The organism is Arthrobacter sp. MSA 4-2 (assembly GCF_016405885.1).
GTDB lineage: Bacteria > Actinomycetota > Actinomycetes > Actinomycetales > Micrococcaceae > Arthrobacter_D.
Genome location: NZ_JAEKGC010000007.1, coordinates 48,286 through 63,073, shown reverse-complemented (window position 1 = coordinate 63,073; position 14,788 = coordinate 48,286). Strand labels below are relative to the sequence as shown.

At 70.5% G+C, this 14,788-nt stretch carries 13 protein-coding genes; 2 read left to right on the top strand and 11 right to left on the bottom strand.

Going from position 1 to position 14,788, the window contains the following annotated elements; genetic code table 11:
• Positions 1-3: 3 nt before the first annotated feature.
• Both hutU and I6N91_RS09280 read right to left on the bottom strand, forming a co-directional pair.
• Complete coding sequence (gene hutU, locus I6N91_RS09285) at positions 4-1,701, bottom strand: urocanate hydratase (RefSeq protein WP_198812297.1); 1,698 nt, start codon at positions 1,699-1,701, stop codon at positions 4-6.
• Positions 1,698-2,363, bottom strand: coding sequence for an IclR family transcriptional regulator (locus I6N91_RS09280; RefSeq protein WP_198812296.1), 666 nt, complete (start codon positions 2,361-2,363; stop codon positions 1,698-1,700). Before I6N91_RS09280 ends, hutU begins: the two co-directional genes overlap by 4 nt.
• Before the next feature lie 111 nt (positions 2,364-2,474).
• Between I6N91_RS09280 and hutH the strand changes: the two genes are divergently transcribed.
• A complete protein-coding gene (hutH, locus tag I6N91_RS09275; protein ID WP_198812295.1) occupies positions 2,475-4,124 on the top strand; it encodes a histidine ammonia-lyase in 1,650 nt (549 codons plus the stop codon).
• Positions 4,125-4,200: 76 nt separating this feature from the next.
• The gene (locus I6N91_RS09270) at positions 4,201-5,031 is read left to right on the top strand and encodes a siderophore-interacting protein (RefSeq protein WP_198812294.1); all 831 of its coding nucleotides are present in this window, start codon (positions 4,201-4,203) and stop codon (positions 5,029-5,031) included.
• 115 nt (positions 5,032-5,146) lie between these two features.
• Here the strand turns inward: I6N91_RS09270 and I6N91_RS09265 are convergent, their stop codons facing one another.
• From I6N91_RS09265 to I6N91_RS09225, 9 genes are all read right to left on the bottom strand, one after another.
• On the bottom strand, positions 5,147-6,352 hold the full coding sequence (locus tag I6N91_RS09265) for a cation:proton antiporter (protein ID WP_198812293.1): 1,206 nt from the start codon (positions 6,350-6,352) through the stop codon (positions 5,147-5,149).
• A 3-nt stretch (positions 6,353-6,355) separates the two neighbouring features.
• Positions 6,356-6,838 (bottom strand): cation:proton antiporter regulatory subunit, encoded by a 483-nt coding sequence (locus I6N91_RS09260; protein WP_120166782.1) that lies wholly within the window; start codon positions 6,836-6,838, stop codon positions 6,356-6,358.
• 100 nt (positions 6,839-6,938) lie between these two features.
• Positions 6,939-8,033 (bottom strand): FAD-binding oxidoreductase, encoded by a 1,095-nt coding sequence (locus I6N91_RS09255; RefSeq protein ID WP_198812292.1) that lies wholly within the window; start codon positions 8,031-8,033, stop codon positions 6,939-6,941.
• A 183-nt stretch (positions 8,034-8,216) separates the two neighbouring features.
• Positions 8,217-9,416 carry a glycine C-acetyltransferase gene (locus tag I6N91_RS09250; protein WP_198812291.1) on the bottom strand — a complete coding sequence of 400 codons (1,200 nt, stop codon included), beginning with the start codon at positions 9,414-9,416 and terminating at the stop codon, positions 8,217-8,219.
• A gap of 85 nt (positions 9,417-9,501) precedes the next feature.
• Positions 9,502-10,545, bottom strand: a complete 1,044-nt coding sequence (tdh, locus tag I6N91_RS09245) for an L-threonine 3-dehydrogenase (protein WP_198812290.1) — start codon at positions 10,543-10,545, stop codon at positions 9,502-9,504.
• A gap of 214 nt (positions 10,546-10,759) precedes the next feature.
• On the bottom strand, positions 10,760-12,274 hold the full coding sequence (gatB, locus tag I6N91_RS09240; protein ID WP_198812289.1) for an Asp-tRNA(Asn)/Glu-tRNA(Gln) amidotransferase subunit GatB: 1,515 nt from the start codon (positions 12,272-12,274) through the stop codon (positions 10,760-10,762).
• The gene (gatA, locus tag I6N91_RS09235) at positions 12,275-13,780 is read right to left on the bottom strand and encodes an Asp-tRNA(Asn)/Glu-tRNA(Gln) amidotransferase subunit GatA (protein WP_198812288.1); all 1,506 of its coding nucleotides are present in this window, start codon (positions 13,778-13,780) and stop codon (positions 12,275-12,277) included.
• 4 nt (positions 13,781-13,784) lie between these two features.
• A complete protein-coding gene (gene gatC, locus I6N91_RS09230) occupies positions 13,785-14,081 on the bottom strand; it encodes an Asp-tRNA(Asn)/Glu-tRNA(Gln) amidotransferase subunit GatC (RefSeq protein WP_198812287.1) in 297 nt (98 codons plus the stop codon).
• A 104-nt stretch (positions 14,082-14,185) separates the two neighbouring features.
• Positions 14,186-14,719: a GNAT family N-acetyltransferase gene (locus I6N91_RS09225; protein ID WP_307843301.1), complete on the bottom strand. Its 534-nt coding sequence runs from the start codon at positions 14,717-14,719 to the stop codon at positions 14,186-14,188.
• Positions 14,720-14,788 lie beyond the last annotated feature (69 nt).

Sequence of the window (14,788 nt, the reverse complement as noted above, 5' to 3'; positions counted from 1 at the left end):
CCGTTACTCCTGCATGGGGATGCGCACGCCGCGCTCGGCGGCGACCTCGGCGGCCCGGGGGTAGCCGGCGTCGACGTGGCGGATGACGCCCATGCCGGGGTCGTTGGTCAGCAGCCGCTCCAGCTTCTGGGCGGCCAACTCGGTGCCGTCGGCCACCGAGACCTGCCCGGCGTGGATGGAGCGGCCGATGCCGACCCCGCCGCCGTGGTGGATGGAGACCCAGGTGGCTCCGGAGGAGGTGTTGAGCAGGGCGTTGAGCAGCGGCCAGTCGGCGACGGCATCCGAGCCGTCGGCCATGGCTTCGGTCTCCCGGTAGGGCGAGGCGACCGATCCCGAATCGAGGTGGTCCCGCCCGATGACGATCGGCGCCGACACCTTCCCCTCGGCGACGAGGCGGTTGAAGAGGAGGCCGGCCTTGGCGCGGTCGCCGTAGCCAAGCCAGCAGATGCGTGCCGGCAGGCCCTCGAACTCGACGTGCTCGGCGGCGGCGTCGAGCCAGCGGTGAAGATGCGTGTCCTCCGGGAACAGCTCCTTGAGGGCGGCGTCGGTGACGGCGATGTCGGCCGGGTCCCCGGAGAGGGCGACCCAGCGGAACGGGCCGAGGCCCTCGCAGAACAGCGGGCGGATGTAGGCCGGGACGAAGCCGGGGAAGTCGAAGGCCCGCGCATAGCCGCCGGAGCGTGCCTCGTCGCGGATGGAGTTGCCGTAGTCGAAGACCTCGGCGCCGGCGTCGAGGAACCCGACCATCGCCTCGACATGGCGGGCCATCGAGGCCTGCGCCTTCTTGGTGAAGCCCACCGGGTCCGCCGCGGCCTCCCGCGCCCAGTCCTCCAGGGCGACTCCTTCGGGGAGGTAGCTCAGCGGGTCGTGCGCCGAAGTCTGGTCGGTGACGATGTCGATGTCGACCCCGCGCCGGAGCAGCTCCGGGAAGACCTCCGCGGCGTTGCCTACGACGCCCACCGACAGTGCCTTCCCGTCCGCCTTCGCGGCGAGGACGGAGGCGAGGGCGTCGTCAAGCGAGTCGGCGACGGTGTCGAGGTAGCGCTTGGCGACGCGGCGGCGCAGGCGCGATTCGTCGACGTCGACGATCAGCACCGCTCCCCCGTTGAGGGTGACGGCCAGCGGCTGCGCCCCGCCCATGCCGCCGCAGCCGGCGGTCAGGGTCAGCGTCCCGGCGAGGGTGCCGCCGAAGCGTTTGGCGGCGATCGCGGCGAAGGTCTCGAAGGTGCCCTGCAGGATGCCCTGGGTGCCGATGTAGATCCAGGACCCGGCGGTCATCTGCCCGTACATCATCAGCCCCTCCGCCTCGAGCCGGCGGAACTCCGGCCAGGTGGCCCAGTCCCCCACGAGGTTCGAGTTGGCCAGCAGCACCCGCGGAGCCCACGGGTTGGTGCGGAAGATGCCGACGGGCTTGCCCGACTGCACCAGCAGGGTTTCGTCGTCCTCGAGGTCCTCGAGGGAGCGCACGATGGCGTCGTAGGCCTCCCAGCTGCGGGCGGCCCGCCCCGTCCCGCCGTACACCACGAGGTCCTCGGGTCGTTCGGCGACCTCGGGGTCGAGGTTGTTCATCAGCATCCGCAGCGGAGCCTCGGTCTGCCAGCTCTTGGCGGTCCGGGCCGTGCCGCGGGCCGCACGGATGCTCCGGGACGGATCGGAGGTGGTGGCGCGGGGAGTCGGGGCAGTGGCCTCGGGTGTGCTCATGCTGATTCTCCTTCAGGGGTTGCGGTGGCGGGGAGGATGGCGGCGGCCTCGCGGGCCACATGCATCCCGATCCCTGCTGATTCGTCTTCTCGAATGCGGTAGCTGGGCACGACGACGCTGAGCGCCGCAGCGATGCGCCCTCCGGCGCGGACGGGGGCCGCGATGGCGGTGATATCGGCTTCGACGCCGTCGCGCACCACGACGTACCCCGTGGAGGGTGTCGCCCCCGAAAGGACAGCGCCGACCGCCGTCCCCTCAAGGGGGATGCTGCGGCCGACCCAGCTGGCGTGGCGCACCGAGTGGGTGCCTTCGCGCACGGCGAGGTAGACCCCGTGGCCGTCGTGGGAGGGGACGCTGAGGTAGGCCGATTCCCCGGTCAGGCCGACGAGCCGGTCAAGGGCCCCCTCGGCAAGGGAGACGAGGGATTCGGAGCTGAGCGCCTGGGCGCCCAGCTGGACGACCCGCAGCCCCGCCCGGTAGCCGCCGGCGCCGTCGCGGCGGACGAAGCCCGTGGATTCGAGGGTGCGCAGGAGCCGCAGCGCCGTCGAGGCCGAGAGCCCTGCATCCCGGGCGGCCTCGGCCAGGGAGACCGTGCCCCGCTCGCACACTGCGCCCAGGAGCAGCAGCGCCCGCTCCACTGAGCGGGTTGAGGTATCTGCCACTCGTATCCCCTTGCGCCTTGGTCGGATTTGTATTTCACTTATTGAAACTCCATTTTCACTCAATGGCAATAGTCCGGTGAACCCCGGAGGCCATGCGAAGCGAGGCTCCCCATGACTGCAGAGCACACAGCCCCGGGCACCACCGGCACCCTTCCGGCCGTCCCGGCACCCGGCTCCGCCACCGCCGGCGGCGGCGGACCCATCCGGATCGGCACCGGCCCCCTCACTCCGGCCGAGGTCGTGGCGATCGCCCGCCACGGCGCGCAGGTTGAGCTCGACGGCGGTGCCCTCGAGGCAATGGCCTCCTCCCGCCGCGTTGTGGATCAGCTCGCCGGGGACACCACCCCCCACTATGGGGTCTCGACCGGCTTCGGCGCCCTGGCCACGAAACACATCCCGCCAACCCAGCGCACCCAGCTCCAGCGCAGCCTGATCCGCAGCCACGCGGCCTCCTCGGGGGCGGAGGTGGACCGTGAGGTGGTGCGCGGGCTGATGCTCGGGCGGCTCTCGACCATGGCCACGGGCCGCACGGGCGTGCGGCCGGTGGTCGCCGAGACCTATGCGGCGATGCTCAATGCCGGAATCACCCCGGTGATCGGGGAGTACGGCTCCCTCGGGTGCTCCGGGGACCTCGCCCCGCTCTCCCACGTGGCACTTGCCCTCATGGGCGAGGGCTCGGTGCGCACCCTCGACGGTTCCCCCGCCTCCGCCGCGGAGGCCCTGGCGGCCGCCGGCATCGCTCCGGTCGAGCTGCGCGAAAAGGAGGGACTGGCGCTGATCAACGGCACCGACGGCATGCTCGGCATGCTGGTGCTGGCCGCCGAGGACCTTCACCGGCTGCTGAAGACGGCCGACCTCGCCGCCGCCATGAGTGTCGAGGGGCTCCTGTGCACCGACGCCGTCTTTGCGGCCGACCTGCACGAACTGCGCCCGCACCCCGGACAGCGCGACTCCGCCGCGAACATCCGCGCCCTCCTCAAGGATTCCGCGCTTATTGCCGCGGAGCTGACCGCCGAAACCGGACGCCACCGCTTCACCCGGGTCCAGGACGCCTATTCGCTGCGGTGCGCCCCGCAGGTCCATGGGGCGGCCCGGGCCACCCTCGCCCACGGCAACTTCGTGGCCGACATCGAGCTCGGTTCGGCCATCGACAACCCGGTGATCACCCCCGACGGCAGGATCGAATCCAACGGCAACTTCCACGGCGCCCCCGTCGGCTACGTGCTCGACTTCCTCGCCATCGCCGTCGCCGACGTCGCCTCAATGAGTGAACGCCGCACCGACCGGTTCCTCGACAAGGCACGCAACCACGGCCTCAACCCCTTCCTGGCCGACGATCCGGGGGTCGATTCGGGGCACATGATCGCCCAGTACACCCAGGCCGGGATCGTCTCTGAACTCAAGCGGCTCGCCAACCCGGCCTCGGTCGACTCCATCCCGTCCTCCGCCATGCAGGAGGACCACGTCTCCATGGGCTGGGCGGCGGGGCTGAAGCTGCGCCGCTCCCTCGACGGGCTGACCCGGGTCCTCGCCATCGAGATCCTCACCGCGGCCCGCGCTCTCGATCTGCGGGACGGCGGCCTCGCCACGGCGCGCAGCTCGGAGGCTATCACCGCGGTGCGCCGGGTCCTGCGCCGGGACATCGAGGGACCGGGCACCGACCGGTACCTCGCGCCGGAGATCGAGGCCGCACGGGTGCTTGTCGACAACGGCTCGTTGATTGCCGCCGCCGAGGAGACGCTCGGGGCCGGACTGCTGTAGGTCTGGGGAACGGCCGCGCGCGGGGGGTTTGTTAGGGTTGGCTTACCAACCTCTTCCAGAAGCGAGCCGTACCCCCATGAGCGCACCCGCCATTCGAAAGCCCCGCCCCCAGGTGGTGCTCAGTGTCCTCGAGACGATCCGGCTCAGCCCGCACATGGTCCGTGTCGTCGCCGGCGGCGAGGCCTTCCCGAAGCTCCTTGAGAACGAGCACACGGACCGGTACGTCAAGCTGCTCTTCGCACGGCCGGAGCTCGGGCTCGTTCCCCCCTACGACCTCGAGGCCCTCGCTGGGCAGCTTCCGCCCGGGGACCTGCCCATCAAGCGGACCTACACGGTGCGCTGGATGGACCGGGAACGGCAGCTGCTCGCCATCGACTTCGTGGTGCACGGCGATGAGGGAATCGCCGGCCCGTGGGCTGCCGGCGCCCGGCCCGGGGACCCGCTCGTGCTGATGGGCCCGTCGGGGGCCTGGACGCCGAAGCCCGACGCCGACTGGTACCTGTTCGCCGGCGACGAGGCGGCTCTTCCCGCCATCGCCGCGGGCCTCGAGGCGCTCCCGGAGGCTGCCACCGGTATCGCCTGGCTCGAAGTGGATGACGAGGCGGATATCCTCCCGCTCCAGGCCCCGGCCGGCGTCGAACTCCGCTGGCTGTTTCGGCGCGGCCGGCCGGCCGGGACGACGACGCTGCTCGCCGACGCCGTCGCCGCCGCGCAGTGGCCCGAGGGCCGGGTCGAGGCCTTCGTCCACGGCGAGCGGGGGGCCATGAAGGCGCTGCGGGATGTCCTGTTCGGCCAGCGCGGGCTCGAACGCGCCCAGGTCTCCCTCTCGGGCTACTGGGCCTACGGCCGGGCCGAGGACCGGTTCCAGGCCGAAAAACGGGAGCCGATCGGCAAGATCCTCGACTAAGCGCGGACCCGGCTGCCGGGCCGGCGTGGCTCACCGCCCGGCCCCTCGGCCCAAGTCAGCGGCCCGCCCGGGCCCTCGCCGGCGGCACAGCGGCCCGGCCGCCTGGCCATCCAGGTCAGCGGCCCGCCGGGATCCCATCCGCACGGCCGGTCTTCGGACCCGCCCGGCGCAGCAGCAGGTCCATCACGGGCTCGGCGATCCTGGCCAGGATCGGTCCGAGGATCGCCATGATCAGCACGTACGTCGTCGCCAGCGCCGCGATCTCTGGGACCACAGAGCCCGAGGCCACGGCAAGCCCGGCAATGACGATCGAGAACTCGCCGCGGGCCACCAGCGCAGACCCGGCCCGCGCCCGGCCGCGGGGCTTGATGCCCTGGCGGGCCGCAGCCCACCAGCCGGTGGCGATCTTGGTGGCCGCCGTGACCAGCGCCAGCACCACGGCCCAGCCCAGGACCGGCGGGATGGACGCCGGATCGGTATTCAGGCCGAAGACCACGAAGAAGATCGCGGCGAAAAGGTCCCGCAGCGGCTCGAGCACCCGTGAGGCGTTTTCCGCCGTCGCGCCGGAGATCGCGATGCCCAGCAGGAAGGCGCCCACGGCGGCCGAGACCTGGAGGGTCGAGGCGAGCCCGGCCACCAGCAGCGCGGCCCCGATGAGCGTCAGCAGGAACACCTCGCGGTCCTTGCTGTCCACGATCGCCGACACCACATTGCCCCAGCGCAGGGCGACGACCAGGACGAGGGTCACCACGACGAGGGAGATGCCCACGGCCTGGAGGCCTCCGGCGAAGCTGAGCCCGGCGAGCACCGCCGTCAGCACCGGCAGGTAGATGGCCATGGCGAGATCCTCGAACACGAGGATCGCCAGCACCGTTGGGGTTTCCCTGTTGCCGAGGCGCCCGAGGTCGGAGATCACCTTCGCGGCGATGCCCGATGAGGAGATATAGGTGACCCCTGCCATCACCAGGGCGCCGACGGGCCCCCACCCCAGCAGGAGAGCGACGGCTGCGCCGGGGACGGCGTTCAGGACGATATCGAGGACGCCGGCCATCCAGGACTGCCGCATCCCGGTGACGAGTTCCTTGGCCGAATACTCAAGGCCCAGCATCAGCAGCAGGAGGACGACCCCGATCTCGCTGGCCACCTCGCTGAAGCGTTCGAGGCCCTCGAGGGCGAGGAACCCGCCCTGGCCGAAGAAGAGCCCCCCGACCAGGTACAGCGGGATCGGCGACAGTCCGAAGCGTGCGGCCAGGCGGCCGAGGGCGCCAAGACACAGCAGGACAGCGCCGAGTTCAATCAGCGTTATTGCGGTTGTGTGCACCGATCAGCCGTGCCGGAGAATCTTCGCGGCGGTGTCCAAACCTTCGGAGGTACCGACAACGACCAGGAGGTCGCCGGCGGCGAGGACGAAATCCGGAGTCGGAGAGGCCTGGACCTCACCGGAGCTGAGCACCGCCACGACCGACGCGCCCGACCGCGAGCGCATGCGCGTCTCACCCAGGGAACGCCCGTCGAAGGGAGAGCCACGCTCCACCAGGAACTGGCGGGTGGTGACCCCGGGCAGGTCGCGGTGTTCCTCGGTCAGCCGTGCCACGAGCTGGCGTGCGCCCAGCAGGTTCCCGATCGTCGCGGCCTCATCGGGGGTCAGGGGGATCGATGCGACGCAGGCGTCGGGGTCGTTGGCCGCCGAGATAATGAGGTCGAGGCTCCCCTCGCGGTGCGCGACGATACCGATCCGGCGGCCTGACGAGGTTTCAATATCCCTGCGGACCCCGATCCCGGGCAGTGGGACTTCATCAACGTTCATCGGACCATCCTATGCCTGTCCCGCGGTGCCGTTGCCGACCCTCGAACGCGGCTGCTGCCTGCGGACTGCGGCGTGACATTCCGGTCCGGTTCGAGGTAGATCATCCGTCTGAGGCGACGGCGGCGGGGGCGAGTTCGGCCGCGGACTGCGTGTCCCCCGGCTCCTGCCCGCTCAGCTGCGCCGCAGCGAGCTCGGCGATGGCCGAGGACGTCTGGAAGCCGTAGCCGCCCTGGCCCGCCAGCCAGAAGAACCCTTCGGCGTCCGGATCGAACCCGACGATTGGGATTCCGCTGGGCGGGGAGGTCCGAAGCCCGGTCCACGACCGGACGACTCCGGTGATGCCGAGGGTGGTGAGTGTGTTGAGCCGGATGATCAGCGCCTCGACGTCCCCGGGGTTGGGACGGGCGTCCTCCGCGGTGCTGGGGACGCTCTCGCACGGCGAGATCAAGACGCCCGCTTCGTCGCGGCGGAAGTAGAAGGAGTCATCGGCCGAGGCGACCATCGGCGTGCCCGGGACCGGCTGCGACCCCACCCGGACGACGGCGGCGGTGCGCCGGTAGGGCACCAGGTTCCGGGGTGCCGCCCCGCACAGCTCCGCGAGCCGGTCGGCCCAGGCGCCGGCGGCGTTGACCACCACGCCGGCACTGATCTCCTGCTCCCCTGCCCGCACGCGCCACCGGCCCCCGCTGCGCTCGGCGGCCGTGACCCTGGCGCCGGTCAGGATCGCCGCCCCGGATTCCACGGCGGCCGACCGGTGGTATTCAAGCAGGGCGTCGGTGTCGGTGCCGACGCAGGTAGTGTCGAGCCCGGCCGCCTCGAAGGTGTCCGGAAGCAGCTGCGGGCACAGCCGAACGGCCTCGGCGTGGCTCACCAGGCGCATTGGATCGGCAGCCCTGGCGGCGACGTCGGCCTCGCTGCCGATCAGCAGGTAGCTCCGCGGCGTGGTGAGCACGAGGTGGGTCCGCTCCTGCACCCCGGCGAGCAGCGCGAGGGTGCGGGCGGTGAGCCGGCGCACCACCGGCGGGCCGTAGCTGGGATTGAGCTGCCGGGCGGACCGGGATGAGGTGTGGTAGCCGAGGGTCGGTTCGGCCTCGACGAGGGCCACGGTCGGGCCCCCGCGGGAGGCGAGTTCCGAGGCCAGCGACAGGCCGGCGATGCCGCCACCGACAATGAGGACATCGCAGCTAAGGTTCATGGCGCCATCGTAGGCACATCCGCTGCGCGTCGGGCACGACGGGTCCGCCCGGCACCTCCGGCGGGAAGTGGCGCCGGGCGCCTCAGCTCCGGTGGGAACGTACCGCGCTGGCGGCCGGCCCTCCCCCGGCCGGGCCGGCCGGAAACTCTTGGATTCGGCCGGAACGCGCCGCTCCTCTGGCCCCTAGCCGGCTGCGGCCTCGGAGCGGGCTGCGACGAACGCCCGGACGCAGGCCTCGATGTCCTCGCTGCTGTGCGCGGCGGAGAGCTGGACGCGGATGCGCGCGGCGCCCTTGGGCACCACCGGGTAGCTGAACGCGGTGACGAAGACTCCGTGGGCCAGCATGGCATCGGCAGTCTTCGCCGCCAGGACCGCGTCGCCGAACATCACCGGGATGATCGCATGCTCGCCCTCGAGCAGCTCGAAGCCCTCCTCTGTCATCCGGCGGCGGAAGTGGGCCGCGTTGTCGACGAGGGTGGCGCGCAGCTCGGCGCTGTTCTGGACCAGGTCGAGGGCGGTCAGGGTCGCGGCGACGATCGAGGGGGCCAGGGAGTTCGAGAACAGGTAGGGCCGGGCGCGCTGGCGGAGCACCTCAACGATCTCGCGGCGGGCGGCGACATAGCCACCTGACGCCCCACCCAGGGCTTTGCCGAACGTTCCGGTATAGATGTCGACGCGGTCCCCGACGCCGGCGTGTTCGGGGGTGCCGGCACCGGTCGGGCCCATGAAGCCGACGGCGTGCGAGTCATCGACCATGACCATCGCGTCGTACTTATCGGCAAGGTCGCAGATGGCGTTGAGCGGGGCGAGGTAGCCGTCCATCGAGAAGATCCCGTCGGTGACGATCAGGCGGCGCCTCGCCGAGGATGCCTCCTTGAGTTTCGTCTCGAGGTCGGCCATGTCCCGGTTGGCGTAACGGAAGCGCTGGGCCTTGCTCAGGCGGATGCCGTCGATGATCGAGGCGTGGTTCAGCGCATCGGAGATGACGGCGTCCTCCGCCGAGAGCAGGGATTCGAACACTCCCCCATTAGCGTCGAAGCAGGAGGAGAAGAGGATGGCGTCGTCGGTTCCGAGGAACTGCGACACCCGCCGCTCCAGTTCCAGGTGGAGGTCCTGGGTGCCGCAGATGAAGCGCACCGAGGCCATGCCGAAGCCGCGCTCGTCCAGGGCGGTCTTCGCGGCCTCGATGATCTGCGGGTGGTCCGCAAGGCCCAGGTAGTTGTTGGCGCAGAAGTTCAGGACCTCGGCTGACCCTCCGGTGCGCAGCCCGGCCCGGATGTGGCTTGACTGGGGCGAGGAGATGGTGCGCTCGTGCTTGAACAGCCCCGCGCTGCGGATCTCCTCAAGCTCGCCGGTGAGCTGGTCGCGGATGGAGGTGTACATGTCGCTGCTCCTTGAAGGATGGGACGGCTGGAGTTGGAACGGCTGGAGCCGGCAGGGACCGCGAAGGACCCGGAGGCGCCGGAGGTCAGAGGGAGGTCCAGTCGAGGACCACCTTGCCGCTGGCTCCGCGGCGGGCGGTATCGAATCCGGCCTGCCATTCGGAGGCCGGCAGGGTGTCGGTGACGACGCTCGCGACGGCGTCCCGCAGGGCCGGGTTTGACTGCAGCATGGCGCTCATGGCGTACCAGGTCTCGAACATCTCGCGCCCGTAGATGCCCTTGAGGGTGAGCATGTGGGTGACCACCTTGCCCCAGTCGATGGAGATCGGCGCCGACGGCAGGCCGAGCATGGCGATGCGCCCTCCGTGGGTCATGTTGTCGATCATCTCGGGCAGGGCCGAGGGGTGGCCCGACATCTCCATGCCGATGTCGAAGCCCTCCTTCATGCCCAGCTCCTGCTGCGCGTCGAGGATGCGCATGCGGCTAACGTCGATGGCGATGTCGGCCCCAACGGCCCGGGCGAGTTCCAGGCGGGGCGCGGCGATGTCGGTGACCGCGATCTTCCGGGCGCCGGCGTGGCGGGCCACGGCGACCGCCATCAGCCCGATGGGTCCGGCGCCGGTGATGAGGACGTCCTCCCCGACCAGCGGGAAGCTTAGGGCGGTGTGGACGGCGTTGCCGAACGGGTCGAAGACGGCGCCGAGTTCAGGGGTGATCTCGTCGTGGTGCACCCAGACGTTGGTTTCGGGAAGGACGACGTATTCGGCGAAGGCGCCGTCGCGCTGGACGCCGACGCTCGAGGTGCGGATGCACATCTGGCGCCGCCCGGCGCGGCAGTTCCGGCAGATGCCGCAGACGACGTGGCCCTCACCGGAGACCCTGTCGCCGATTTTCACGTCGCGGACGCCGCCGCCGAGTTCGACCACCTCGCCGTAGAACTCATGGCCGGGGATCAGGGGGGCGTTGATCATGCCCTGCGCCCAGGAGTCCCAGGACTCGATGTGGAGATCGGTTCCGCAGATCCCGGTGGTCATGACCCGGATCTTCACTTCTCCGAGGCCCACCGTCGGCTCGGGACGGTCGACCAGTTCGAATCCGGGATGCGCACCGGACTTGTAAAGCGCCTTCACTCCATCTTCCTTCCGCGCCAATTCCGCACGTCCGGCTGGATCTGCCGGCGGCGGGCTGGTGCAACTCGGGTGGCTGTTGTGACAACCACCGCAAGATTATCAGTGCCCACCGGCCCCCGAGGCAGGCTGGCGGACCCTCCTCCTGCCCGGGAAAGCCGACTGCCCACCGACAGGGTGCTGTCGGTGGGCAGCCGTGGGGCTCGATACTGGAGCGTCAGCCTTCGACGCCGAGGCGCTGCAGGATCAGCTCGCGCACCCGGCCGGCGTCGGCCTGGCCGCGGGTGGCCTTCATGACACCGCCGACGATCGCTCCGACCGCCTGGACCTTGCCGCCGCGGATCTTCTCCGCGACGTCCGGCTGTGCGGCCAGCGCGCCGTCGATGGCCTCGAGGAGCGGGCCGTCGTCCGAGACAACGGCCAGGCCTCGCGCCTCAACGACCTCGGCGGGGGTGCCCTCGCCGGCCAGGACGCCGTCGAGCACCTCGCGGGAGAGCTTGTCGTTGATCTTGCCCGTTTCGATCAGCGCGTTCAGTTCGACAATCAGCTCGGGGGTGACGCCCAGTTCGGCGGGCTCGACGTCGGCGATCTTGGCGCGGCGGGAGATCTCGCCCATCCACCACTTGCGGGCAACGGCGGGGCTGACGCCGGCGGCGACGGTGTCCTCGACCGAGGACATCACGCCGGCGTTGACGACGTCGCGGAATTCGGCGTCGGAGTAGCCCCAATCGGCCTGAAGGCGCTTGCGGCGCTCGGCAGGCGGTTCGGGCAGCTCCGAGCGCAGCTTCTCGATCCAGGCGTCGTTGGTGACGACGGGCACCAGGTCCGGCTCCGGGAAGTAGCGGTAGTCGTCGGCGTCGGACTTGGGCCGGCCGGCGGTGGTGGAGCGGGTGTCCTCATGCCAGTGGCGGGTCTCCTGCACGATCGCGGCACCGGAGTCCAGGACCGCGGCGTGCCGCTGGATCTCGTACGTCACCGCGTGCTCGACCGAGCGCAGGGAGTTCACGTTCTTGGTCTCGGTGCGGGTGCCCAGGGTGGTGCTGCCCTTGGGCATCAGGGAGACGTTCGCATCGCAGCGGACGTTGCCGCGCTCCATGCGGGCGTCGGAGACCCCGAGGTTCTTCACGATCTCCCGGATGGCTGCAACGTAGGCCTTGGCCAGCTCCGGCGCGCGCCGGCCCGCGCCCAGGATGGGCTTGGTGACGATCTCCACCAGCGGCACGCCCGCCCGGTTGTAGTCGACGAGGGAGAACTCGGCGCCCTGGATGCGGCCGGTGGCCCCGCCCATGTGGGTCAGCTTCCCGGCGTCCTCCTCCATGTGGGCCCGCTCGATCTCCACCGTGAACACGGTGCCGTCGGCCAGTTCGATGTCGATGGCGCCGTCGTAGGCGATCGGCTCGTCGTACTGGGAGGTCTGGAAGTTCTTCGGGGTATCCGGGTAGAAGTAGTTCTTCCGGGCGAAGTGGCTGCGCTCGGCGATCTTGCAGCCCAGGGCCAGCCCGATCTTGATCGAGGACTCAACGGCGACCCGGTTGACCACCGGAAGCACCCCGGGCAGGCCGAGGTCCACCGGGGTGATGTTGGTGTTCGGGGTGTCCCCGAAGCCGTTCGGGGCCGAGGAGAACATCTTGGTCCGAGTGTTCAGCTCGACGTGCACCTCGAAGCCGAGCGCCGGGTCGTACTTCTCCATGGCCTCGTCGAAGGACAGGACCTCGTCGTGTACAGCAGTCATCTACTTCACTCCCGCAATCTCGGGGGCCTGCGCCAGCAGCGGTCCGCCCCACTTGTCTTCAAGCAGTGATTCGAGCACGGCGCCGACCCGGTAGAGCCGGGCGTCCTGGCGCGCAGGGGCCAGCAGCTGGATGCCGACCGGCAGGTTGTCCTCGTCGGCGAGCCCGTTGGGCAGGGACAGCCCCGGGATGCCGGCCATGTTCGCGGGGATGGTGGCGACGTCGTTGAGGTACATCGCCAGCGGGTCGTCGAGCTTCTCGCCCAGGCGGAACGCCGTGGTGGGCGCCGTCGGGGAGATCAGGACATCGGCCTGGGTGAAGGCGGCATTGAAGTCGCGCTGGATCAGGGTGCGCACCTTCTGGGCGGAGCCGTAGTAGGCGTCGTAGTAGCCGGCGCTCAGGGCGTACGTGCCCAGGATGATGCGGCGCTTGACCTCGTCGCCGAACCCGGCGGCGCGGGTGGCCCCCATAACGCGCTCGATCGTCGGGGCGCCCTCGGGCACCACACGCAGGCCGAAGCGCACGCCGTCGTACTTGGCGAGGTTGCTCGAGGCCTCCGAGGGCATGATCAGGTAGTAGGCGCCCAGGGCGTACTTGAAGTTCGGGCAGGACACCTCGACGATCTCGGCGCCGGCACCGCGGAGCAGCTCAAGGGATTCCGCGAAGCGGTTCAGGACGCCGGTCTGGTAGCCCTCGCCCGAGAGTTCCTTGATGACGCCGACGCGCAGGCCCTTCACCTCGCCGCGCCGGGCGGCCTCGACGAGGGCTCCGACGGGGTCGGTGAGGGAGGTGGAGTCATGCGGGTCGTGGCCGCCGATGACCTCGTGGAGCAGCGCGGCGTCGAGCACTGTGCGCGAGACCGGGCCGATCTGGTCCAGCGAGGACGCCATGGCGATCGCGCCGTAGCGCGAGACGCCGCCGTAGGTCGGCTTGACGCCGACGGTGCCGGTGACGGCACCGGGCTGGCGGATCGAGCCGCCGGTGTCGGTGCCCAGGGCCAGCGGCGCCTCGAAGGCGGCGACGGCGGCGGCGGAGCCACCGCCGGACCCGCCGGGGATGCGGTCGAGGTCCCAGGGGTTGCGGGTGGGCCCGTACGCGGAGTGCTCGGTCGAGGAGCCCATGGCGAACTCATCGAGGTTGGTCTTGCCCAGGATCGGCATGCGCGCTTCGCGCAGCCGGCGGATCACCGTGGCGTCGTAGGGGCTGTGCCAGCCCTCGAGGATCTTCGAGCCGGCCGTGGTGGGCTGGCCCTTGGTGACGATGAGGTCCTTCACCGCGATCGGCACGCCGGCCAGCGGGTGCAGGGTGTCGCCGTCGGCCCGGGCCTTGTCGACCTCGGCGGCCACGAGCAGCGCCTCCTCGGTGTTGACGTGGAGGAACGCGTTGATCGAGCCGTCCACGGCGGCGATCCGGTCGAGGTGGGCCTGCGTGGCGTCGACGGCGGAGACCTCGCGCGACTGCAGCTTCTGCGCGAGCGCGGCGGCGCTCAGGCGGATGATTTCACTCATTGGGTTACTCCCCGTCCAGGATTGCAGGGACCTTGAAGCGTCCGTCGGCGTTGTCGGGCGCACCGGCGAGGGCCTCCTCGTTGCTGAGCGTCTCCCCCACGACGTCGTCGCGGTAGACGTTGCTCAGCGGAATCGGGTGGCTGGTGGCGGGGACGTCGTCGCCGGCCACCTCGCTGACGCTCTTGATCGAATCCACGATGACGGCCAGCTCGCCGGCCATGCGGTCGAGTTCCTCGGAACTCATGTCGATGTGCGCCAGCCGCGCCAGATGCGCGACGTCCTCACGGTTAATCTCAGCCATGGATCTCCCCTGGAAGTGGATGGGTGTCTGCCTCTAGTCTACGGGCGGATAGGGCCCGAGCGGGCACCGCGGAACCCGCTCGGAGGACCCTCAGAACACCGGCCCTAGAGCTCCAGGCGGAAGACCCAGAGCAGGATGTCCTCGTTGGGCACGAGCCAGTCGCGCTCGGGGACTCGGTGGAAGCCCATGGACTCGTAGAGCCGGTGCGCGCGCACCATGTTGGATCCGCTGGTGAGGCTGACGGCGTTGATGCCGGGCAGGGTCCGCGCGTGGGCGATGATCGCCTCGACCATGGCGCGGCCGATGCCGCCGCGCTGCACGGCGGGGTCGACGGCAAGCATGCGGAACTCGAGCTCCCCGGCGATGGCGATGTCGGTGTACCGCTGCCCTTCGAAGGTCAGCGCCACCGAGCCCACCACATTGCCATCGCGTTCGGCGACCCAGATCTCGGCGTGCTCGGCCCGGTGGGCGACGTCCGAGAGCACCGCCATGTAGGGGTGGTCCTCATCGGCGAAGTAGCCGGCCTCGAGGTAGGCGGTGCGGGTGATGCGCGCCACCTCGTCGAAGTCGCTGGGCAGGACCGGGCGGATCGAGAGGGTGTCGGCGGGGCGGGAGGAGTCGGTGCGTGCGGTTTCCACGGTGTCCTTCATCGAGAATAAAAAGCCAATTTTACGCCCGGCACCACTGCACCACGCCGGTCCGGCGTG